The sequence below is a fragment of the Kamptonema animale CS-326 genome (genome assembly GCF_028330895.1).
Classification (GTDB): Bacteria; Cyanobacteriota; Cyanobacteriia; order Cyanobacteriales; family Microcoleaceae; genus Kamptonema; species Kamptonema formosum.
Map to the genome: position 1 here is coordinate 1 of NZ_JAQMUA010000398.1, position 24,031 is coordinate 24,031.

Annotated in this window: 15 protein-coding genes and 3 pseudogenes; 10 read left to right on the forward strand and 8 right to left on the reverse strand. The window is 45.6% G+C overall.

Annotated features, from left to right (window positions below; translation table 11 throughout):
• The first annotated feature begins 89 nt into the window (after window positions 1-89).
• Entirely contained in the window at window positions 90-1,202 is a 1,113-nt protein-coding gene (locus PN499_RS23450; protein ID WP_272035121.1) for a hypothetical protein, read from the forward strand.
• Window positions 1,203-1,224: 22 nt separating this feature from the next.
• On the opposite strand, the gene PN499_RS23455 is transcribed toward PN499_RS23450, so the two are convergent.
• The 4 genes and pseudogenes from PN499_RS23455 to PN499_RS29705 all read right to left on the reverse strand — a co-directional run bounded on the left by PN499_RS23455 (window position 1,225) and on the right by PN499_RS29705 (window position 5,160).
• Window positions 1,225-1,737 (reverse strand): methyltransferase family protein, encoded by a 513-nt coding sequence (locus tag PN499_RS23455; RefSeq protein WP_272035123.1) that lies wholly within the window; start codon window positions 1,735-1,737, stop codon window positions 1,225-1,227.
• Window positions 1,738-1,960: 223 nt separating this feature from the next.
• Window positions 1,961-2,278, reverse strand: a pseudogene (locus PN499_RS23460) (pyridoxal-phosphate dependent enzyme); the annotation flags it as partial.
• A 20-nt stretch (window positions 2,279-2,298) separates the two neighbouring features.
• Window positions 2,299-4,992: a cyclic nucleotide-binding domain-containing protein gene (locus PN499_RS23465; protein ID WP_272035127.1), complete on the reverse strand. Its 2,694-nt coding sequence runs from the start codon at window positions 4,990-4,992 to the stop codon at window positions 2,299-2,301.
• 6 nt (window positions 4,993-4,998) lie between these two features.
• Window positions 4,999-5,160, reverse strand: a complete 162-nt coding sequence (locus PN499_RS29705; protein ID WP_417063895.1) for a YgaP family membrane protein — start codon at window positions 5,158-5,160, stop codon at window positions 4,999-5,001.
• A gap of 114 nt (window positions 5,161-5,274) precedes the next feature.
• On the opposite strand from PN499_RS29705, the gene PN499_RS23470 reads away from it, so the two are divergent.
• The 9 genes and pseudogenes from PN499_RS23470 (at window position 5,275) to PN499_RS23510 (ending at window position 19,041) form a co-directional block, all read left to right on the forward strand.
• Complete coding sequence (locus tag PN499_RS23470; RefSeq protein WP_272035129.1) at window positions 5,275-5,760, forward strand: DUF4079 domain-containing protein; 486 nt, start codon at window positions 5,275-5,277, stop codon at window positions 5,758-5,760.
• 208 nt (window positions 5,761-5,968) lie between these two features.
• On the forward strand, window positions 5,969-8,359 hold the full coding sequence (locus PN499_RS23475) for a DUF4129 domain-containing transglutaminase family protein (protein ID WP_272035131.1): 2,391 nt from the start codon (window positions 5,969-5,971) through the stop codon (window positions 8,357-8,359).
• A gap of 75 nt (window positions 8,360-8,434) precedes the next feature.
• Complete coding sequence (locus tag PN499_RS23480) at window positions 8,435-10,534, forward strand: acylase (RefSeq protein WP_334311713.1); 2,100 nt, start codon at window positions 8,435-8,437, stop codon at window positions 10,532-10,534.
• Window positions 10,535-11,105: 571 nt separating this feature from the next.
• On the forward strand, window positions 11,106-13,415 hold the full coding sequence (locus tag PN499_RS23485; protein ID WP_272035134.1) for an FUSC family protein: 2,310 nt from the start codon (window positions 11,106-11,108) through the stop codon (window positions 13,413-13,415).
• 403 nt (window positions 13,416-13,818) lie between these two features.
• A complete protein-coding gene (locus PN499_RS23490; RefSeq protein ID WP_272035136.1) occupies window positions 13,819-14,454 on the forward strand; it encodes a hypothetical protein in 636 nt (211 codons plus the stop codon).
• 83 nt (window positions 14,455-14,537) lie between these two features.
• Complete coding sequence (locus PN499_RS23495) at window positions 14,538-14,909, forward strand: DUF4087 domain-containing protein (RefSeq protein ID WP_272035138.1); 372 nt, start codon at window positions 14,538-14,540, stop codon at window positions 14,907-14,909.
• A gap of 231 nt (window positions 14,910-15,140) precedes the next feature.
• Window positions 15,141-15,818 carry a pentapeptide repeat-containing protein gene (locus tag PN499_RS23500; RefSeq protein ID WP_272035140.1) on the forward strand — a complete coding sequence of 226 codons (678 nt, stop codon included), beginning with the start codon at window positions 15,141-15,143 and terminating at the stop codon, window positions 15,816-15,818.
• A gap of 574 nt (window positions 15,819-16,392) precedes the next feature.
• The gene (locus PN499_RS23505) at window positions 16,393-17,682 is read left to right on the forward strand and encodes an FAD-dependent oxidoreductase (RefSeq protein ID WP_272035141.1); all 1,290 of its coding nucleotides are present in this window, start codon (window positions 16,393-16,395) and stop codon (window positions 17,680-17,682) included.
• 246 nt (window positions 17,683-17,928) lie between these two features.
• A pseudogene (locus PN499_RS23510) lies at window positions 17,929-19,041 on the forward strand (IS630 family transposase).
• A 15-nt stretch (window positions 19,042-19,056) separates the two neighbouring features.
• Here the strand turns inward: PN499_RS23510 and PN499_RS23515 are convergent.
• The 4 genes and pseudogenes from PN499_RS23515 to PN499_RS23530 all read right to left on the reverse strand — a co-directional run.
• Window positions 19,057-19,278, reverse strand: a pseudogene (locus PN499_RS23515) (IS701 family transposase); the annotation flags it as partial.
• A 187-nt stretch (window positions 19,279-19,465) separates the two neighbouring features.
• Window positions 19,466-20,272 carry a DUF928 domain-containing protein gene (locus tag PN499_RS23520; protein WP_272035143.1) on the reverse strand — a complete coding sequence of 269 codons (807 nt, stop codon included), beginning with the start codon at window positions 20,270-20,272 and terminating at the stop codon, window positions 19,466-19,468.
• A 7-nt stretch (window positions 20,273-20,279) separates the two neighbouring features.
• On the reverse strand, window positions 20,280-22,727 hold the full coding sequence (locus PN499_RS23525) for a CHASE2 domain-containing protein (protein ID WP_272035145.1): 2,448 nt from the start codon (window positions 22,725-22,727) through the stop codon (window positions 20,280-20,282).
• Complete coding sequence (locus PN499_RS23530; protein ID WP_272035147.1) at window positions 22,724-24,010, reverse strand: DUF1822 family protein; 1,287 nt, start codon at window positions 24,008-24,010, stop codon at window positions 22,724-22,726. Before PN499_RS23530 ends, PN499_RS23525 begins: the two co-directional genes overlap by 4 nt.
• Between the last annotated feature and the right edge of the window lie 21 nt (window positions 24,011-24,031).

A 24,031-nucleotide genomic window follows, 5' to 3' on the forward strand; every position in this document is an offset into this window, starting at 1 on the left:
AGATTAAATTGATTATTAGACAAAGCTATGGCTTTAAGACCTTTGATTCTTTACGAGAAAAGTTATTAGCTTGCTTACTTAAATAAGCCGTGCTTATCACCACAGGTACGGGAGAGCCCTCATTGGGACGTTCCAACTACGAAAACAGCGTCCACTGGCAACGGGGTTTAATGCTTGACAACGACTATAATGGTCGCGCCTTACTGGAATATAGTGGTATAGGTGTAAAAATCACAGTCCGAGCCGCCTATCCAGAGAGATTTCTGTCTTACCTTACTGAAGAGGTGAAATGGCTTGTCGAGAATTTTTGGAAAGGATTGCACTCTAGCGAAATGGTTCCTTGCATAGAGCCTTGTGGAAAAAATCAGCCAGGAACTGGACTTTTTGAAGTAGAGAAACTTATTGAAAGCAAACGCCAGAATATACCTAAGTTTCTCTGTCAAGTTCATGGCTGTAATCAAGTTTTAGACATTGATGAATTAATGCGAAATGCACCAACTTCACAACAGGTTCCTGTTGTGAAGATGATTGAGGAATTAGGAAATAAATTGGGAGATAAATTAGAAAATATTCACACGGATATACGCATTATTAAGAGCCAAGCAGACGAACAATTTGCGGTGCTAATGCAAATGCTCACTGATGAAGCCAAAGATGGGCCGCGATTGTTTAGCTTTAAACCCCTCGATCCAGGCTTTTTCGATCGCCCCAAATGGATCAGCACTAAGTTTCAAATTACCCTCTGGTGCGAACATTCTCGCCTGCCTTTACCTGCTTTAAATCCACCCGGAAGTAAGCAGGGAATCTATGAGTTGAACCTACCCCGTGAGTGGTTTGTCAAAGCAGCCCCTCTACTCAAAACTATGTCTATCACCTTGGGGTTAATCTTGCCAATCGCAGGTTCCGCCACCAAATTTATACTAGACGAGAATACCTACAAAGGAATTGAAGAACAACTAGATTTAGGGCAGAAAAGTGTGGAATTTGCGATGAAAGGAAGCGATTTGGCTGTTGATTGGCAATCTAAAACCGATACTCCCAATTTAGGACACGGTGACGCAATTCGCGCCCAAGGTTCCATGCTGCGAGAACTCCATGCTCTCCTCAAAGAAAAAGATCCTAGTTTTGGTGGACTGGAGCCAGTGCAAAATAATCGGCGCGAGTTTTTGTGGGTGCATCCTCAGTTTGTAGATCAGTATTAAATTCTGATTGCAGCCGAATACTTTAATAGATCCAAGGAATTAGTTTCTTAACTTGCGATCGATAGGTATCATAATCGGCAAATTTATCTCGCAGCCATGATTCTTCTTTTCTAGCTTTGATATCAAAAAATAGTAGCAAGAGCAATGCTCCGATCGCATGGGCTAAACTCCATTGCCAGCAACTATAGGCAAGGGCTAAGAAAATCACGCCACTATAAATGGGATGTCTGACCACTCCATAAATTCCACTGTTTACTAATTTTCCATCATCCTTGGGGTGGGGTAAGGGAGTAAGATTCGTTCCTAATTCTGCGATTCCCCAAAGTAATAACAATGCAGCAATTAGACTAAAAAGACCAGTCAATCCCCAACCTGTGTATTTCCAAATAGGAGACAAACTATCGAGAGCGACAACTGGATAGACGGGCAACAGGATAAAGCCAATGAAGAGGATTGTTTGACCGATTACCCAGTATTCACCTCTGGCACCGCGCCACCATTGGGCTGAGAATCCCCATGCTTTGAATTGGTTCATATCTTATTGGTTCCTTAGTAATTGTTTTGATTTCCCGAAAAAGCTGTCATGGCGATCCCTTGAATTATGCCCACATTGGCGTGCTGAGATATCGTTCTCCTGCACTGGGTTGGACGATCGCAATTCGTTGATTCTGGTAGCGCGATCGCTGCCCAATTTGTAACCCCGCGTAGACAGCCGCGCCCGTTGAAATGCCGCTCAAAATCCCTTCTACTTGTGCCAATTGCCGTTCTCGGCTCATATTATCTGGCATGGTCAAGATCAGATGATAGCCTTTAGCTGCACACACCATTGCTAACCCGATGCCAGTATTCCCGGAGGTTGCTTCCACGATCGTCGAAATTCCGGGTTGAATCAAACCTGCCTGTTCTGCTTCTAGCATCATGCTGACAGCGATCCGGTCTTTCACTGATTTTGCCGGATTCATCCCCTCTAATTTGAGAACAATTTCGGCGACGCAGCCAAACAGTTGCGGTAATCGTTGAAGTTGAACTAGCGGCGTGTGACCGATGATTTCAGTAATGTTGGCATAAATATTCATAGGGCAATATTGAATACACCTCAAATGATTAGCCAGAAACTCGTCACCGTCAGTCCGGCAATTAACAGCAAGTGGGGAAGATTGCTGAGCAAGGTACATTTGGTAATGCGTAACAGCGGATAGACACTGAAAATCAGAGCGCTGAGCAGCGTGACTCCCTGAAGGAAAGCGGCAACATCAGCACTCCAGGTGAGAGTCGGTAATCCCGTGCCGCTAAAGCCCAAGGTTCGCGCCAAGACAGGCAGAATTTGACCCGCTTCCGTAACCGCCGCCGGGATGTAGTGCGCCAGATTTACTGCCAGGGTAAAGGGGAGATAGGCGTAGATGACAGTGAGATAGGTGGGTTGTTCGGGATCGAGCAGGCGGGCGATCGCATGAGTGATATATGTCAACCCAAATGGAATACACAGAAGAGTGAGGGCGATCGGCGTACTGGTCAATAAATGGTCAGCATCAATGGGAATATTGTGGAAGCCTAACCCTCCTAAAAGCCTGTGGGCATGATGTATACACACCCCACCAAACAGCAGCAACAGGAGCGCGGCTTCTGCCCAAAAGCCTCGGTGATTGTCCAGTAAGTCGGATGTGGGAAAACGCAGGTTGAACTGAACCGAGCGATGGGGACAGGCTTTGAGACAGGTCATACATAGCACGCAGTCTCGGTTGTCCTGCAATTGCGCGGGATGGGAGTAGAGCGGACAGCCACCCGTTGCCTGTCCTTCCGTAGGCAGGGCATCGGCAAAGGTGACGGGGGTGGCGCTACTGCCTTTGTAACAGCCAAAGGTGCTGCACTGACTACCGCACACCTGTTGAGTCGAGCGCAATTCAATCATCGCTAATTTGGCAAACATCCCGTTCATACCACCGATCGGACAGAGATAGCGACACCACAGCCGCCGCTCGTAAATCAGGCTAAAAATGACCGCTCCAGCCGTAATCGTCAACAGCAACCAGGCAGAAAGCGCCGCATGATGCGGCAAATCCCAAAGCTTTTCCCATAGATAAATTGCCACAAAGCCACCAAACAAAATCCAGGCTCCCCAGCGATTCAGCCATTTGGTATTCCAGGTAAGTTGTTGACGCGGAAACAGCCACAGAGACAGCCGACGCAACCATTCGGCGGTAATCATAAAGGGGCAGACTGCACACCAGAGCCGACCGACAAAGACGAAAAGAAATAGATAAACCGGCCACCACCAAGCCCAAAAGAGATTGAGCGTTACACTGCTGTCTCGCGCTTGAGGCCCGATGAACCCGGCGATCGTGACGGGCACAAAAAACGCCATCATTACCATCCAGATGCCCTCTGGATACCAGCGACTCAGCAACACTCGCCGCAGCCAAGGCACATGGGTGAGTAAATCCACTCGGAAAGCATTTTTGGCAGACTGTACCGACCATAGGGCTTGTTCTGAAATCACCGTCTGACCTAGTGGAGTCACGATCGCCGCCCGATGCAGAATTTCTGCCAGTTCTGTGAGGTTGCCAGGATACTCGTAGCTAATCAACCGACGCAGATCCGACTGATCTAGCTCTAGCAATGGACGATTTTGTGACTGACAAAACTGGGTTAGGAAGTAACTGGCAAAATCTGGAATATCTACCTTACGCTGGGGCAAGCTAAAGAGCTTGATCGAAATTGTGTCTGCATCTGGTAGCTCTAGTTGGTCAGGAGAGGCAAGGATTAAGCGTACCCAGGACTGGACGGGTTTGGGAGGCTCGGTTGTCAGGGTGCTAGTTCTGCTCAGTCCATGATTGGGAAAGATGCCACCTGTTTTGAAGTAGTGGATGAAGCGATCGCGATCAGCCCCACTCAATACTTGAACATTATTCAGCAGTAGCGTTCCTCGCTCTAACAGTTCGATAATTCCCGGTTGCCCGCCGACTCTACCAAATAAAAAGTCGGTATTGAGCCTGCCATCTTCCGATCGCGGTAACTTGGCACAATCTAGTTCAGCAAAGGGTTGGTCTGCGAGTCCAGAACGGGCATGAATCATCCCTGCTAGAAAGGTTTTTCCGGTTCCGGGCTGTGCTTGAAACACGACGGGTTTCAAACTAGCGGCGGCTCGATCGATTTGTTCGGCCAGCTTTTGAGTGGCTTTGCTGTTGCCGAGGATCGTTTCCCCGTTTGGCACTGCTTGAATGTAGGGCTGTAAGCCTTGAATGCGGCTTTGTTCTTGAGCAATGCGGGCAGTGAAGGTGTTTAAGTCTTGTGCTAACAGGGCGTTGAATAGATGTTCAATTTCGGCATACTGCTGCATCAACTGCCAAAACTGAGCTTGGGGCAAAAACCAGATTTCGCTGGCAGTCAGGGCGATCGCCTGAGTTTGGTGCCTACTGTTTTCTGGGTTTGCCATCAGCGACGCATAGCCAAATAGCTCTCCAGCACTGCGATGGCGAATCAGGGATTTACCAATTGAGGAGAGTCGATAAATCTCCACCGCGCCCCACTTCAGCAGGTATAACCCGATCGCTGGTTGATTCGTTTGATAGATCGACCTTCTCGGTTCGACCTTGAGCAGGTGGAGCGATCGCGCAATGTCTTGCAGTGCTAGATCTGGCAATTGCCCCCAAAACCGATGGAATTTCAACCAATTGCAGCACTCTTCAACCGCCGCTGTATCTGCGATCGGCAGTCCATCCAGCCCCGCGCCCACAGGCGGACATTCCATAGTTAATGCAGGGAGCAAATCGGGTGCAGTTTGAGAAACCATGATTTTTTAAAGTTGCTCTTTAGTTTGGCTGGTACGAATTCCCAGAAGGCTATAAAGACCGCAAAAACCGATCGGAGCCGTCACCAGCATTACGCCACCTGCAACGACTAGACCAAAATCAGCAGCTTTTAAGGTATTGCAACCGTTTCTTGTAGCTTTCTTGATTATAACCGATTAATTATTTTATAGTTGATAGGTTAAATATACTTTTAGATATATAGTTAATTGCTTATAAATAGTTAAATAGATTTACATAGATACGAAAACTTTGGACATAACCGTATGAATTTGGAAAATTTAGCGGCTCTCAAGCCCTATCTCAGCTTTTTTCACCCCATTACCATGTGGCTGTTGCTGGTCGTTGCGCTCTATGCAATGTATCTAGGTGTGCAAGTTCGGCGGACGAGGCTGGCAGACGGAGATATCAAGAAAGAAATGGTTAAAGGTCGGTTTGCTATCCGCCATCACCAAATTGGCTCCATCCTCCTAGCATTGATGGTAATTGGGGCGATCGGGGGAATCACTGTTACCTACCTTAATAATGGCAAGATTATAATCGGCCCTCATTTATTTGCAGGCTTAGGAATGGTGGGGTTAATTTCTACTTCTGCGGCGTTGGTTCCCTTTATGCAGAAGCATGACTGGGTTCGCAACCTTCACATTTTGCTGAACATAATTCTGCTGGGATTGTTTGGTTGGCAAGCCGTGACAGGGGTGCAAATTGTACAGAAGATTTTGAGTTCGATGAATGGGCCTGCTGCGGGGTAATTAGTCTTCAATATTCAATACCAAAGAAACCGGGTTTTTTGACGAAAATACTTCGTTGTTACCCACATACGATCTCAAAAACCCGGTTTCTGTGATTGCTTCGCGGATCTCGCAATGACGAGTATTTAACCGGAGATGGTATAACTCCTTCTTTACAGATTGCAGCTCTGAGCTAAACTCTTAATAGACACTAACTAAGAATTAGCCAATGACTGCGGACAAACGGCGAAATTTACCTTTTTTCAGTCAGCTTTGGCAGTGGTTTGAGACGATGCCGAAGCCCAAAACTGAGGAATCGATCCTGCTGCGGGTATTGGTACAAGCGCTGGTGACAGTCGGGATTATCGCTACAGATGTGGCGGCTGGGGTGGGGGAAGGAGATGTGGCGATTAGCCTCTGGGCTGTCCCTCTGAGTATTGTGGGCGCGACTTGGAGTTGGTTTAGTCGGCGCGATCGCAATATCCCTGTTAAATTCTGTCTGGCAATTGGAATGTTGCTGGCTTTGTTTGCCTTTCTCCTCAGTTTGCTAGGAGAGTTGAATGACACCCGCCTGATTCTGGCTAAGCTGTTAATTCAACTCCAAGTGCTCCACAGTTTTGACTTGCCGCAACGCAAAGATTTAGGCTATTCGATGGTGATTGGGCTGATTTTGTTGGGAGTGGCGGGTACTCTCAGCCAAGAGTTGACTTTTGCGCCGTTACTATTGCTATTTTTGGCGATCGCGATTCCGACTTTGGTACTCGATTATCGATCGCGCTTAGGAATTTTCAAGGAAGCAGGAAAAAGGAAGCAGGAAGAAGGAAAAGACAAAAAACGAAACTTGTGGGAATTTGGCGAGGCTTTATCTCCCAAGCGTTTTGGACTACTGTTATTAGTAATTGTTGGCTTAGGACTGGGTATTTTTGCATTTTTACCTCGGTTCCCTGGCTATCAGTTGCGGACTTTTCCAGTAAGTGCACCCATTCAATACCAGGGACAATTTGACGGCCGTAGCATTAGCAATCCCGGCTATGTTAGAGGTGGTAATAGTGAAGGTTCTGGGGGAGGTAGCGGCCGCAATCCAGAGACAGGGCCGGGGAAATTAAACGATACTTTTTATTACGGTTTTAATACTAAAATTAACCAAAACTTGCGGGGGGAAATGAAACCGCAGGTGGTGATGAGAGTGCGATCGCAAGCCGCAGGTTTTTGGCGAGTCTTGGCCTTCGATCGCTACACTGGTCAGGGTTGGGAGATTTCCCGCAATGACAAGACCCTGACGCTGAATCGACCTTCTTGGTCTTACCAATTTTATCTTAATTGGATACGGACTCTGAACCGCACCAGAGAGGTGATTCAGAGTTATACAATGGTTTCTCAGATGCCTAACTTGATCCCAGCGTTGGATCAACCGAAGGAACTTTACTTTCCGACGCAGGATGTAGCCGTTGACCCGGAGGGGACTTTGCGATCGCCTTTGGAATTGCGGGAGGGGCTGACTTACACTGTGATTTCTGAGGTTCCCTATCGCGATCGCAGTTTGTTAGGTAAAGCAGGTACTAATTACCCTAAAAGCATTCAGAATTATTATCTACAAGTGCCGCCCCAAATTAAAGATAAAGTGCGACGAGTAACTGAAGAAATATTGGCAGCCAGAACTAGAGTTGCTACGTCTGATAAGCCGATTAATTCAGCTTATGAGAAAGCCTTGTATTTGGCTCAATATTTAAAGCAAAATCCCAATTACAAGCTGCAAAAAGAACCGCCTTTTTTACGGGAAGATGAAGATTTAGTCGAGGCGTTTCTGTTTGGATATAAAGACAGTCCCGCTGGGAATAAAATTACTGGCGGCTATCCAGACCACTTTGCTAGCGTGATGACAATTATGTTGCGATCGGTTGGGATTCCCGCGCGAGTAGTTGGCGGTTTCGATCCGGGAGAATTCAATCCGTTTACGGGCTTGTATATCGTCAAAAACACTGATGCCTATTTAATGACTGAGGTGTATTTTCCCAAGCATGGCTGGTTTCCGTTTAACCCAGTTCCCGGATATCCGCTTTATCCACAATCGATTGAAGACAATCAAACTTTTAGCGCCTTGCAGGCTTTTTGGAAGTGGGTTGCAGGTTGGTTGCCAACACCAGTAACAGGTTTATTAAATACAGTTATTGGTTTTGTTGTTGCCTGGCTAGTGGGGGCAATTAGTTGGTTTTTAGCCTTATTTGCTAAAGGTTGGGTAGGTTTATTTACGGGTTTAATTGTAGGTATTGGTTGTGGTTTTATTGGGTGGTTGCTGTGGCAAACTTGGCGAAATTGGCGTTACCGTCGCTGGTTGAAGAAATTGCCGCCAGTGGAGGGGATTTATCAGGAAATGTTGAAGGATTTAGCCCGGAAAGGATTTGTTAAGCGCCGAGCTCAAACGCCTTTGGAATACGCGCGAGATATGCGGCAACATTTAGGTGTTGATGAAGTGGAAGTAATTGAGGAAGTTTCTCAGGCTTATGTGCGCTGGCGCTATGGTGGTGAAGTGGGAAATCTAGCCCAGTTGCGGCAATTGGTGGAGAATTTGAGGCGGAGTTTTAATTCGATTAAGTTTCGTGGTAATAATAGCAATGGATAAAAAGTAATCCGATGCTAAGAAGGCCGCCGGACTGTGAGCTTGCGTAAGTCCTATCAACTTCAACAGGGGCAAAAATTGAAAAGACGATTATTGCAAATCACTTGCTTTGTTATTGGTTGTATCTTAACTTTGCTGGCAAGTACAGCTAGTCCTTCTACCTTACAAAATAGCACTCAAATTTTGTGGGATACCTACGGCATTCCCCACATTTACGGAGAAGATACAAAAAGCCTTTTCTACGCCTTCGGATGGGCGCAAATGCAAAGTCATGGCAACTTAATTTTACGCCTTTACGGTCAGGCTCGCGGGCAAGCAGCCGAATACTGGGGCAAAGATTATTTAGACTCCGATCGCTGGGTGCAAACAATGGGAATTCCCGATCGCGCTCAGGAGTGGTACAAAGCACAAAACCCAACTTTTAGCAACTATCTTGATGCTTTTGTGGCGGGGATTAATGACTATGCAGCAGCAAATGCTGATGCGATCGCAGATGAAGTTAAAATCGTATTACCAGTTACATCGGCAGACGTACTAGCTCACCAACAGCGAGTCGTAAATTTTACCTTTGTTGTCAATCCCCAAAGCTTTAAAAACATCAAGCAACAAAGCCAGCCGACAGGTTCCAATGGGTGGGCGATCGCACCCTCCCATTCTGAAAGTGGAAACGCCTTGCTACTAGCAAATCCCCACTTACCGTGGTCAGACTTATTTAGATGGTACGAAGCTCAACTTACGGCCCCCGAACTTGACGCTTACGGAGCCACCCTAGTTGGATTCCCCAGCTTAGCCATTGCTTTTAATAATAACTTAGGCTGGACTCATACTGTCAACACCCATGATGGCTGGGATGCCTACGAATTGCAACTTGCAGAAGGTGGCTATCGTTTTGATGGTAAAATTCTCCCCTTTGAAACCAAAGAAAAACTCTTAAAAGTCAAGCAAGCTGATGGAAGTTTTGTCTTGGAAAAACTGCTAATAAAGCAGTCCCTTCATGGGCCGATTGTTACAGAAAAAGATGGCAAAGCTACCGCCCTACGGGTTGTCGGCACCGATCGGCCGGGAGCTTTAGAGGAGTGGTGGGATATGGTGCGTGCCCAAAATTTTGCGGAGTTTGAAACTGCATTGAAGCGCTTGCAAATTCCCATGTTTACTGTCATCTACGCCGATCGTCAAGGGCAGATTATGCACCTATTTAACGGTCAAGTACCAATTCGTAAACAGGGAGATTTTAAGTATTGGTCAGGTATAATTCCCGGCGATACTTCAGCGACTTTGTGGACTAAAAATCATCCCTATTCTGATTTGCCGCGCGTCCTCAATCCCCCTAGCGGTTGGTTGCAAAATGCCAACGATCCGCCTTGGACAACGACTTTCCCACCCGCGATCGCTCCTAATAATTATCCCTCTTACATGGCACCGCGCGGCCCGATGGATTTGCGACCCCAGCGATCGGCTCGAATGCTCCTAGAAGACCCAAAAATTTCTTTTGAGGAACTGATTACCTACAAGCATTCTACATTCATGGAACTTGCCGATCGCCTCTTAGATGACTTAATTCCCGCCGCTGAGCAAGGTAGTGAGAAAGCACGCCAAGCCGCCGCAGTGCTTGCAGCTTGGGATCGCAAAGCCGATGCCGATAGTCGCGGTGCTGTCCTGTTTGCTTTTTGGGCCAAGGCGATGGACTCAGAAAAGTTATTTGCAAAACCTTGGAGCCCAGACTCTCCGCTGACAACGCCGGATGGATTGGCGAATCCCGCCATTGCTGTAGAAGGGTTGGAAGCAGCAGCAAAGAAGGTTGAAGCTACTTACGGAGCCCTAGACGTACCCTGGGGAGATGTTTTCCGACTGCGATCGAGTAGCGTGAATCTACCTGGTAACGGTGCTGATGATTCTCTGGGCGTTTTCCGAGCTGTATGGTTTGCTCCTGGGGAGAGCGATCGCTTTCAGGCGGTTGCGGGAGATTCCTACGTAGCTGCGATCGAGTTCTCAAACCCAATCCGAGCAAAGACACTTCTTACTTATGGCAATGCTAGCCAGCCTAATTCGCCCCATCAAAGCGATCAGTTAGAATTATTTGCCCGCAAACAGTTGCGTCCCGTGTGGCGATCGCTTTCCGAGATTGAAGCTCATCTAAGTTCGCGTCAGATATTGGCACCAGCAAAAGGAAGGGGCTAGGGAAAGAAGGGGAACAAGGGAAATGGCTAATGGCTAATCGCTAATGGTTAATCGCTAATTGGGGAAAAAGCCCCCTGACGGGTGAAAATCCCGTCAAAAGCCTTACCTATGGTGGTTTGAGACGTTTTGTGGTCAAAAAAAATGGGCGATCGTTCTCAACAACCCCCATAATAATTATCCCTCTTTTGTCACTCTGGGAATATAAAAATGAAAGCCAAATTTTCAACTGTAGATAGAGCGAGCATTTGAGCGTTTATTTTCTAATTGAATGGCTGAAATCAAGATTTTTGCTAAAAGTCTTATGCTATAACCATCACAGATTATTTTCTGCCGAAAGTGACAAAAGAGCGTTATGTATTGCGTAATGTTGATTGCGATCGCGGTTTTAGGCCCAGGTGCGCATTCGCTCGACGCTCTGATTTTTGGACGGTGAAGCCAGGCTTATCCTTCAGATGGATTCTATGTCAAGCTTTTTAAACTAATCATTATCTTTAGTCGTTTAAATGCGTAACAGCCGATCGCGAAGATTAAGCTGAAACCAGTTAATTTAATTTAAAGAGGTAGCCTAGTAATGCCATCTGGCGATCGACAATCTCTCAACTGGCTGTTGCAGCAGTTTGTGCTCAAGCCAGGTAAGCCTGACATCCTCTACGGCTTGCGTACCCTTTTGGCAGTGAGTGGGCCCATTGGAGTTGGATTCGCGCTCGGTAATCCGGCTGCAAGTGCGATCGCGGTGATGGGAGCTATGTTTGTGGGTATGGTTGATGCGGGTGGAGCCTATCGCCAAAAAGCCACTGTAATGATCGCAGCAACCATTGGCGTTACTGTCGCCTTGCTAATCGCGAATCTGGTTAGTAGCACCTTGTGGCTAACTATTCTAACCACGTTTTTGGTGATGTTCATCGCTGGCTTAGCTGGTCTGTTTGGTACGATCGCCGCGACGGTAAGCCTGGTTACATCAACTATGTTTATCGTCTCGCTAGCAAAATTCGCTTCGTTCCCAGATTTGTCTACTGTTCTTCTGCAATGTGCGCTGTGCTTAGCTGGAGGTGTCTGGGCAATGGTGTTATCTCTCTTATTGTGGGTGCTACGCCCTTATACACCTGCGATCGAGGCAGCCAGCAGTTGTTATGCCACATTGAGCAAATTTTTGCGAATAGCCAGCGAGATACCCTTAACTCTGGAGGAGCGTCGGAAGTGGAGAGAGCAATTCTTACAAGCTCAAGACAGCGTAATACAGAATTTGACCTCTGCCCGGAGTGTTTGGGGTGCTGTGTGGACGGGCCGAGAAAGTGCTGATTTGCGTGGCAATCAGTTACTCGTCTTAATTGAGGATACTAACCAAATTACTAATTCGGTTGTAGCACTGGTGGAACTGTTAGCGATCGCCTCTTCTCGTCCCTTAATTCAGCAGTTGCACAGAGAAATTCAGCAAGTGCTAGAAGCATCGGCAACGGCTTTGCAAATCTTGTCAGAATCCCTCCCTAAAGAAAAGAACGTTGTTCGCTTGGGAGATTTGGATCGGGCGATCGAGGCACTAGAATACCAATGGCAAGTCATACACTCTCAAGTCCTGAATCACGCTAGTTTGGCTCACGCAGATGACTTTGCTGACTTAGTCAGTATTGGCAAGATTGTAGCTAGTCTGAAAGCCCTAGCAGAACAAATTCATACCGATGCGGAAATTACCACAGATTTACAACGGGGAGAAAGGCGCAGCATCGCCCAACGAAACATTTATCCTCCGATGCAGCCAAAGCGTTCTTCAATTATTGACACGCTGCGGAACAATCTCACGTTTAATTCTGTTATTTTTCGTCATGCTTTGCGGCTGGCGCTAATAGTAACGACTGCTGAAGTAGCAGCCTTACTATTGCAAGTACCTACAGGCTATTGGGTAACACTCACTGCTGTAGTTGCCCTAAAGCCGAACTTTGGCGGTACTTCTCAGACAACTGTGCAGCGGGTGATTGGAACAACATTAGGGGGCATCTTTGGCATTTGCCTGGTCATACTTATCCATAATCCAGTGGCAATATTAGTCTGTCTTCTGATACTCTTAGTCACTGCTATGTCAGTGCGATCGCTGAGCTACGGTATTTTTATCACACTCCTCACTCCCGCAATCATATTGCTACTGAATGTGACGAGTAAAGGCGGCTGGGAGATTGGAGTATTACGCATTGTCGATAGCTTAATTGGAGGAATTTTAGCATTACTAGGTAGCTATTTGTTATTCCCCAGTTGGGAGCGATCGCAACTTCCGGCACAACTAGCAACAACTATTCGATCTAATCTCGCGTACTTTCAACAGGTTGCAGCTAGCTATATCAACCCAGAACAAAAGTGCTCTACTGAAACTATCAGAAACCTGCGTCATCAAGCGGCATTAGAGAATGCAAATGCTGCTGCTGCGGCTCAAAGGTTATTCAGCGAACCCCGTCACGTTCGAGGAGAAGTAGAACCGATCGCGATGCTGATACTCTACATTCGCGCCTTTTTCAGCTCAGTTACAACCCTAGCAGAACATCAGCACAAGTTTAGCGGAGAGTACCAATTTGCCGATTTCCAGCGATTTACGGATGCGATTATCCAAATTTTAGAGAACTTAGCAAATGCGCTGGAACAGGGACACCCACCTCTAGCTTTACCGAGGCTAGATATTTATATCGAAGCAATTCACAACGATATTGAACAGTTACATATCACCAGGATATCAGAGTTGGCTATAAATCCAAGTTCTGTAACATCAACGAGGCAAGCTGTTCGAGAACAAACTCCTGTTTCCACACAACTAGACCGAATTACCCATGAAATGAAATGTCTGCATTGTGCGATCGAGCGTTTGCAAAAATCTCTGGATCAGAGTTCAACTAAATAGCTACATACTTTGCCTGGGAGGTGGCAATATCTCAAAAAAGGCCTAGATGGAAATTACCAAGTAACTTAGATAGATGGAGAAAACGAAGCAACGGACTGTGCAGCATTGGAGGGTTTGATGGCAGCGATCGCTCACTTCGACTGCCAGATATTATTGTTAATCCCTAGTAAGCGGAAGTGGTTTTATCAAAAGCGCGGAGCTCCGCGTTTTTAGATTGGTGGCGATCGCTTTGTGTTAATCTGTGTTAACAGTTAACAGCCCTAATTGTAGTTATGATTGCACGTCGCTACAAATAAGCAAGTCATAATTGCTGCTATCTTGAGGTTCAGGAGCCTAGCATCACCGTGCCCAAATGGGAAAATTGTAGGAATCGGCAACAAGAGCAACAGCGAGGGTTAGTAAAATGGATGAACTCGTCAAAAAATTAGCTGCTTTAGGTTTACCGGGTATTATCCTGGTGGTAACGATGGCGGCGACAGGTTTAACAGGCGCGGCTGCCATCACAGCAGCTCTAGCATTTCTAGGTGGCCCGGCGGGAATGCTAGGAGGCATTGCCGTACTAGGTTTAACGGGATTGATTGCCGATGCTCTGACAAAAGTAGGGTTAGAGGACTTGCTGACAGCAGTTTATTGTCAAAGGCGCTTATCTGAGCCACACGGGAAACTTTTAGAAGAGATTGAGCAATTATCTCTGTTTGATGGCGACATCAAACAAAGGCTCAAGCAAACTGTGACAGATGGATGTGGCTGTTCAGCCACCAGCGGTGCGAACATTTCAGATATTACCAGGGAGGCGCGCGCCATTTTAGAAGCTGTCCCAGGAATGACACCAGCACACCACAGGGATTTTAACAGTTCCAATCCGATTATGAGGCTTAGGGACGGGACAGCGGTTAGGGCTTGGAAAAACCCCCTCGGCGTTGACCACATTTTTTTAGGCGCACCCGATGGCAGAATGATTTATGGCGGCTACGTCGGCTGGATTCACCGTGAGGGTTTGAATCAGGCCCTCTCGCGGATGAGAAGAGACTTGACTTAACAGAGTTTAAGGGAATAGAAATCGGTTACTTCAACAATTTAAAGAAGCTGGTTGTAGTGATAGTTTGCCGAAGAGGTGATGAAATGATTAGAGTTAGGAAAAGAAGCTGGCTGATACTGGCTATTATCTCATTTATTTCTGTCATAGCATTGCCTGTTAAGGCTACAGAAACTAGGTGTGGATGGTTGGCAAATCCCACGCCGGCAAATTGGTATTTAAAAGACGGAGATGGCACTTGGGTTATTTCCATGCAAGGAGGATATCAAGCCGAAGGAATGGAGAATCTTCCCAGTGACGAAAAGGAATATGTTAAAACCAATGGTTATCATGGATATGGGTGTGCTTGTTTAGATGTGTCAACAAATAGCAATCGGATGAGGATAATCGCGATTCATAGCGGTGAAGCATTGCCACTCTCGACTTGTCGGGAAGATCCAAATTTACCAAAAGAATGAAATTCAAGCCATTACTATGTGCGATCGCCGTTTTTTGAAGAATAGGAGACAAGTCGAGAAATCTCTACTCGCCAAGTAGAGATACCATACGGATAGAGAGGCTGGCATTAGGCACAATTTGGATGCGAGCGATCGCTCCGTTATGGTGGCTATTTCTTACCTCACGAGACATCATTGATGAAAAACTTCTTACAAAAACGATTTTCTAAAGCCCTAAACCAATTGACGAGTATGAAGTTATTCTCAGGTAGCACAAGTGACGTTTTGTTGTTTGACTGTGCCGCTGCTGCTTCTGAGATTGCATTTATGCTCGGTGGTGAATGGGATGGTTGCAACGCTATTTTCCTGCCTTCATCTGACAAAGAAGCTGTTAATACGGCGGCTAACTTGGTAGGAGCGTCCTGGTGTTATCAAGGAGCTTCAACTGCCTTGTTAGCTAGATTGAGTACGAATGAACTTTTGAGGCGATATGCAGCAGGTGAAAGGAATTTCGCCAACGCTAATTTGAGGTGTGCTGTTCTTGTTAAGCAGAACTTGAGTCAATGCAACTTAAGTTACGTTAAATTCAATTGGGCTAATCTGAGTGGGGTAAATTTTAGTGGAGTGGACTTAACGTCGGCTGACTTGAGCGATGCCTCTTTGAATGAAGCCAATCTGAGTCTGACTTCTCTACATAGAACTCTCCTGAGTCGGGCTAATCTCAGCCAAGCTAACTTAAGAGGGGCTAATCTTTTCAAGGCTTGCTTAAATGACGCTTGCCTTGATAAGGCAGATTTGACAGGCGCGAATTTGAGCTTTGCCGATTTAAGAGGGGCGAGTTTGGATGACGCTAACCTGACTGGAGCTAACTTAACCGGGGCTAAGCTAACACAAGGACAGTTCTCCGTTCAAGGTCGAAGGAGCCTGTAATCGTGTCGTATTTGAAACCTGGTTAGAGACTTGGAAAAGCGCCACTCTCTGGCAAGCCCTTACTGCTGCCCTCAGTTTTGAGTTCTATTCAGTGATGGTTTGGACAAAAGCGCGGAGCTCCGCGTTTTTGATTATTAAGGAAAGGGATTAATTATGGGACAGTGGATTTTATCGGAGTCAGTCGCCATTTTTTGATTTTCTTTAGTACAGCCAAACAATCTCCTAAAGCTCTATGTTCTCCATTAAGAGGTTGCCATTTGTAGTTTTTATGGTAGTAACTCCAGTTTCCCGCCCACTGAGCTACCCACTCCATTATGCACTCGGAATAACGTAGGTTTATTATTGGCAGGTTATGCAATTGACAGCAGTAATTCAAAACTCCAACATCAAAATTAGAATTGTAGATGAAGACTCGTTTATCTGTAAAAGCTGCCACAATGCAAGGGTAAACTTCAGAAAAACCAAAGGAAATTAATTAAATTTTTAATTTTTAATTTTACATTTTTAATGATTGAAAGAGGCGATCGCCCACCTTACAATTTAAAGTGTTTATCATACTGTTCGGTAAAACCCTATGGTTCAAAACGTTGCGATTATTGGAGCGGGTCCGGCTGGACTGCTACTGGCACATTATTTATTGCGTCGGGGCAACTACCATATTGATATCTACGAACGTCGTCCCGATCCTCGGTTGAGTGATGTTTCTTTTAACCGCACATTTCCGATCTCGCTTCAGGAACGGGGCAGAAAAGCCATTCGAGCCATTGTTGGGTTAGAGGAGGCGATCGCTGCTCAAAGTGTGTTCTGTCACGGGACGATTATTTATCGCAAAAAGGGCAAATCCCGGCCGGTTCCTCGCCAAAATCCGGTTCTCACAATCGATCGCAATTGCCTGGTGACGATTCTGTTGAAGCATTTAACCGAAACCTCTAGTCCGAATCAGGTTAAAGTACATTTCAACTGTGAATGTATGGCTGTGGATGGAACGGCTAAAACCGTGAGCTTGAAACCTTCACAAGGAGATAGCTTTACCGTTCACTACGATCTACTGGTGGGTGCTGATGGGGCGCGATCGCAAATTCGAGAGTATTTAGTTGAGAATGCAGGCTTGCTGTGTTCCCAAAACTATATTTCGGATGCCTATAAATCTGTGTTTTTAAATCGGATCAATCCGAGTGCAGGAGTGGAGTTAGAACCGAATAAAGTCCATGCCTGGAATTTGAATAATAAAACCCGGATGTTAATGGTACCCCAGCCAGGAGACCAGTTGAATGGGGTGATTATTTTTGATGCACAGACTAATCCCCTAGAAGGATTATCAACCAAAGAAGAAATCAAGGCATTTTTTGAGGAAAATTTCCCGCTGTTTGGTCAGTTGATGTCGTGGGAAGAAGCGGAGGCGTTGCTGAAGCGCCCCGTAGCGAGGGTGTTAACGGTACGTTGCGATCGCTTTCATGAGGGGGATAGTGTGTTGCTGATTGGCGATGCTGCTCATGCGGTATCTCCCTCGATTGGCCAGGGGTGTAATTCTTCGTTAGAGGATGTGCTGATTTTGGGGCAATTGTTGGAGCAGTATGGGGATGATTGGGGTAAGGTTTTGCCGCAGTTTTCACAGCAACGAGTCCCGGATGCCCATGCCTTGCAAGAGTTATCAAATTATTCGTTTCCTCGCACGAAGTTGTTGGTGGTTGAGTTTTTCTTGCGGTTGACGATGGGAAGACTATTTCATCGATGGTTTCCCCGTTTAGTTAAGCCGTTTGTGTTTGATTTGGTGTTAGATACGGACTTGTCTTATTCACAGGTGTTGAGTCTGAGTCAAGGGTGGATTCATAAGGTGAAGCGTTCGATGGCTGAGAATTCTTGATATTCAGCAACGCCCTTTTTCACCCTCCTCACTAAGGGGATCGAGCGTGCGCGATCGCACATCACTCAAAACAAAGAATCAAATATTAGACATCTCCGAAATAAAAATTGTTAAGGGATGAAAAATAGTATAAAATAGGATTTTACGCAAAATAGAAAGATGAGTCAGCTTAAGGAATCTATTGATAAGCTGTTGCACACTTAAATAGTGTATAATAGAAACTTAACTTAGTCAAGCAGTACAAAAATGCCAGCTAAAAATCATCTCAATCAAGAACAAATAGAAAAACTACAGCAAGCCTTAAAACAGGAAGAAAACGGAGATATTAGAGAAAGAATCTTGATTTTATTATTGCTAAATGACGGAAAAACACAAAATAAAATTGCTGAATTTGTGGGTTGTTCAGCAAATAAAGTATCGTACTGGTGCATTCATGGCGACCCAGATAAACTAGAAAGTTTAAGAGATGAGAGGATGAAGGGAAACCATAAAAAAGCTACAGATAAATATATAGAAATATTATTGCAAACCATAGATAAAGACCCCCAAGAATTAGGCTATGATTTTGGCAGATGGACATCACAGAGATTAGCGACATATTTAGAGATAACTACCGGAATTAAATTAAGTGGAGCGCAAGTTAGGAGGATATTAGAGAAAAAAAAGTACGTGTACATTTGGGCAAAATATAGCTTGGAATCTAAGAGAGAACCCGAAAAAAGAACAGCATTTAAAAAGAAAATATTAGAGTTTTTAAAAATAGAAAAGGCAACTCCAGAATGATTGCAGGTATGGTTTTGTGACGAAAGTGGATTTAGTTTAAGAGTAACAAGGAGAAAGAATTGGTGTAAAAAAGGTAGCCAAAAAAAGCTCAGAGGAGACCGAAGAAAATGCAGAATTAATTTGATGGGAGGATTGAGAAATTCAGATAAAAAAAGGTTCGTAGAGGTTATAAGTAAAGGCAATTCAGATAATTTCTATAAAGTGATAAAAATATTTTATCAAGAACTAATTTATGAATGGGTAGAAGCCGGGAACCAAGCATCAGACTTTGAGAAAAAAGGAGCAAAAATAGTGATTATTCTTGATAATGCTAGTTTTCATAAGAAAGAAGAGTATCTGAAAAAAATTGAAACAGAAATGCCTAATCTTCATTTAGAATTTCTGCCGAAATATAGCCCAAACTATAACTTAATTGAATTAGTCTGGCCTTCGGCAAAGGAATATATTGCTCATCGACTTTTCACATCAATTGAAGAGCGAGAGTATTTATTGCATCGCCTCTTAAATGAAGGAGAGTTGATTATTAAATGGGGAAGAAAAATCAAAAACAAAGGTAATGCTTGTATCACAGTTTAAATGTACAACAGCTTAGCTCGAATCACTTAAAAAATGATTTAAGCTTTGGCTATTAGATAACCCAACCGCTCTGGCGATGCGTGGTAATGACTTGCGAGGCAATTCTGATAGCAGTCCTAGATGTAACAGTTTAAAGGCTTCATAATTTCTGACATCGGAAAACAGGCATTCATAGTTTTGGCAATAGTCATCGATGAATTTCACTGTCGGTGTGGCTAGACGAGGTGCTGTAACCATTGTTTTCAAAGGTTTTGAGAGTTCTATTTTTATTTTACTCTCCCCGTAGTGACAAAAGAGGGATCAGAAGGAAAGTGACGCTCTCACACTTCCAAGAGCGGGTAAGTGTGGGAGCGTCACAGTCAATTCCAATGCCCTAGCTTCAACTATGGAATAAATCCTTGCATCGTAAATTCAAAATTCAAAATTAACGTTTGGGCTGGCAGCACTCCAGTATTGGCTCTGAGGCAACATCATCCAAGCCCACCGCTCGCAGAAGGACACCCCAATCATTACTGTTGGCATCGGTGCGGCGAAGCTCAGAGGCAGCAGTCAAAGCCTCGTGCCAAAAACCATTGGCAGCATATAGGGCGACACGCTGCTGTGGGCGTGCGGCCTCTAACTGACTTTGAAGAGTAACGTTCAGTGGCTCTCTTTGCACCCAACCATCTACGGAATCCAAAACCTCATTTTGCTTTTGCGGATTGAGTACGGAGAAATACCAGCGATATCTTTTGCCAATTTCTAGAGATGCCACGCTGGACGGAAGGCGAACACTGATAACACCGGGTAGCGTGTCAGACACCGTTAAAGTGGTCTGGTAGACATCATTGTCCTTCTCATCTTTCAGGACAAACTCTAAGGGACAGCCGGAATAAGGAACATAAAACCAAAAGGTGGGATGCTCGGCGTTCGTAAATCCCAAGACCAATTCTGATTCTGGAATTTTATAAACTGGAACCAATGCCTTGAGTTGCTTTTCATCAACCTTGCAGGGGTTACGTCTTCCTCCTCCAGCGCGACTCCCTGGTTCACCAAGGTCACTAGGTGGTGGGGGCGCGTTGAAAATCAACGAGGTGTTTAATTGTGCATTGAACAGGCGACTCGGTGCGTCATTTATAGTTGGAGGGCTCGATCCAACAATTGCAGATTTAGCAGCTTGTGCTTGTGCTGAAGAAAAGCCGAAGGATACTAAACTGATAGCAAAGGCAAGTTTAATCGGTTGAACAAGCAATTTTAACTTAGTCATAGCTTACGTTAGGTTTTACCTTTTGAATGCGTGAATTGCTTACTACGCTCCCTCCGGTGACGACCAAAGCCAACGCCGAAGGGACAAGTGGCACCCAACCGCCCTGGCAGATTAGACCAAAGCTAAGTCCGTATAAAACTCCAAGGGCAGCTCCCCCTGCCAGTCCTAAGTGCAGGGAATTCCGAATGCGCCACGCTAGTACGCCTCCGAACAAAGACCAACCCCAGACCCATAACGTTTCACCCCACTGAGACCAGACCCACAACAAGGGGCGCTCATTGAGAACAGCACTGAGAATCTGACTAACCATTTGGGCATGAACGATTACTCCTGGCATTTCCTGGTAAATCTCCTGACCCGCACTGTATGGCGTGGGAAAATAATCACCGTCACTTTGAGCAGTAACGCCGATCAAGACAATTCGATCCTTCACCGCATCAGGCGGAACCTTATCTGTGAGTATGTCGTTTAGCGTTACTGTATCGCCAACGGGAGAGCGGTAGTGGACGGGGCGGTAATTGAGTAGTATTTGGTAACCAGAGTCATCGACTTTTTGATAGCCTCCCATCGGCACTTGTAACCGCTTGAAAATAACCTTACCGACCTGCAATTGATTTTTATTAGTGTATTTGGCTTCAATCCCCTCCGCCTTTAGATAACGAAAGGCTAGCTGGGCACTCAAGGCGTTTGGTGTGGTACAAGCAGATTTGGCGTTTGGGTTCATTGCGATGAGATGGCGACGGATAATACCATCAGGGTCTTTGACTAAATCACTAAAACCCTGGCGTTCTGTCGGAATTTCAGGAGGGGATGAAATGCCTGGTTCGTTGAGCTTCCGTTCGCTGACTTTGCAAATGGCGAAAATGCGATTGCTGTTTTTCAGGCGGGTAGCTAATTCGGGCTGGTTAGGGTCTACAGGGAAATCGCGATAGATATCTAAACCAATGGCTCGCGGTTGATAGGACTCCAGTTTCTCTAAGAGTCTGGCTAGTGCTAAATCCGATAGTGAGCCTTTGCGGGATTTCTGTTCGGGAAGCTGAAAATCCGCTTCCGTTATGGTGACGACTAAAAGACGCGAATCCTGCCTTTCATTAGGGCGTAATCTCACCAACTGGTCGAAAGCCTTGAGTTCCCACGACTGTAATAAACCAAATGCACGTCCACCCATCACCAAGCCGGTGACTGCCAAACTAGCCAACAGCACCCGCCACAAACCACGCTGCCTTGACGAGGTTGGGGTTGGCTGGCCTATCGGTTGGGGAGAGGTTGGGGTTGGCTGGCGTATCGGTTGGGGAGAGTCAGTTGGTGATTCTGGTTCATTGAGGAAATCGTTCCAATTGGGTGGCACCTCAGCCGGATTCTGAAAAGTCACTGGTAACCAGCTAGCACCGGGAAATTCTCCCTCTATCCCTTGCAACCTTTCCCGCGCTTTCCGCACAGCTAGATCGAACGAGCGACCGCCAGCAAACTCTGTAAGAAAGTATTTCAAAAACTCCTGTGCCACCAAATCTGGCACGGGTTCCCGCATTACAATCATTTGAGGGATGTGCAAATCCGCCAACTGCCGTGCTAATCCCAACCCATCACACGAGTTAAAAATCGCCAGTTGCAAACCGCGTGCGATCGCTTCATTCAGAGCATTTTTTAACTGAGTAATTGTTAAACTCTCGGTAGGATTTATATAAATCTGACCCGAACCGCCATCAGCTTGCGTCGAACTATGCCCAGCAAAAAAAAGGATGTCCCATCCCTGGCTATCCCAAAGCTGCTCATTTAATTCCCGGCGCTGGGGTTCTACTAAAAATACCGTTTGTGCGTCTTTTAATTTCTCCAGCAATCGCTTATCGGCTTCAATATCAATTCCCGCAGAATCGCCTAGAATCGCCAATATCCTCACTTGCTTAGCAGAATTTTGGGCGGCTTTTCCGGGTTCAAAATTGAGGGGACTTAAGGAGACTTCTGCCAGTGGGTAATCCCTAAAAAATCGCCAAGTATACCAGGGTAATTTTCTGAGTTGGTTGTCTTCAGTTTGAATAATGACTCGAATTTCTTGCGCTGAGTTTAGTTGCTTATATAGTTGGCGGGAGATGTCGCTAAATCCCTCAGAATCGAGCCAAGTATCAATTCGGTTTTGTAACTCTTGACTTACTTCATAAAAATCGGCATCACAAACGTGAGTCACGTCGGAGTCATCAATTTCAATGTCTTCATCGATTGGTTGAGGTTGACGCCTGCGTATTGTCAGAGAGCGAGCCTGATAGAGTAACTCATAAAGCAATTGCCAACGACGGTATAGGTCTAGAATATCTGGATCTGCTGGTAAGCTGCCCGTAATTTGCCGACTCTGGGGAGTATTCTGAGATTGTAGCCAAGCTATGACAAAAGGAAAGCCGTTGTGCAAGTCACCCTTTCCTAGGTTCAGGACAACCAAATTACTCATGGCTCTCTTCCAGCAAGCGGTTCAATCACAAAATCTTCCGTAATACTGAAATCATCAAAAGCCACTTTAACACTGAAGGATTTTCCCATCGGACAGGTAAATCGTTTCAGTTGAATCAAGCTATCTTGAGTTCGCGCTTTGTATTCTTGAAGCGTTGCTCCGGATTGAGAAAGCAAAATTAGTTTGATATTGGAAGGCAGGTAAGTTTGTCCACCTGCGGGATAGAGTTGCACTCGAATCCCCACTCTTTGCTCAGTCTCTGGTGCTAAACCAACCAGCAGCGCCACCGATTGATTCTCCAGTTCCATTCCCAAATCAATCAGCTTAATTCCCTCAACAAAAACCTTTCTAACCTCTGTAACAGAAGGTCTACCTTGTCTGAAACTAAAGGCTAAATTTCCCGAGCCTGTATTTAAAAGTGTATCAAGGGATTGCCAACCCGCCTCAAATACCTCTTGGAACCATTGCCCTAAGTTAATAGAGGTTTGCTTATGTGTCCCCGCTGCAACAAATTGCCCTAACCGTCGCTCGTATAACTCTTGCCTCCATTGCTCGTTAGCCAGCAACGCTGCCCACTGTTCAAAACTAACAGCAGTCCGAGGAAAATAAACCGATGATTTTCCTAGTTTTTCCAACAAGTTGCTTGCTGTTTCTTTTGACAAATTCGATGCCGATTCTACCTGTATTTGTTTATTGAGAACTGGCTCGGGTTCTAGCAACATCATGGTTAGGTCTTCCACTAAATGTTGCTGAGCGATATAGTAGGCGCGATCGCTTTCATCGTATATCCCTTTTTTCTTAAGATTCTGATGGGAGACATATCCAGACAGCCGCATCCAGGATTCATTCTGATTGTCTACACTCACTTGTACTGCAAGATAATAATCGGCTCTCCAGCTAGGAAAATCGACCCACTCTTGAGGAATGCAACACTCCTCCAAATCATTACTTTCACTGGGAATAAGTGCCAGTCGAGTCTTACCTAGTTGGATGACGCTGCCATTAACAAATTCCCAGAGACTTGGTAAGGATGATTCTGGAAATATGCTGATATAACTTGGTTGAAAGGTACTATTTTCTTCTGCTGGTTGCTCTTCTTCAAGCCAAGCCTCCAGCCAGGGAACAAAAGTATTCATGCAGAGGTCATTGAGATAAGCATTACAGCGGGCAGCCGCATTGGAATGGCGTTGCGCTCGCTGCCATGCTTTTTCTTGAAGCTTAACTGATAGCTTTAACCAAAGCTGTTCGGGATAAAGAGTTGATAATTCTCGCAAACTAAACATAATTCGTTTTTCCTACTATTG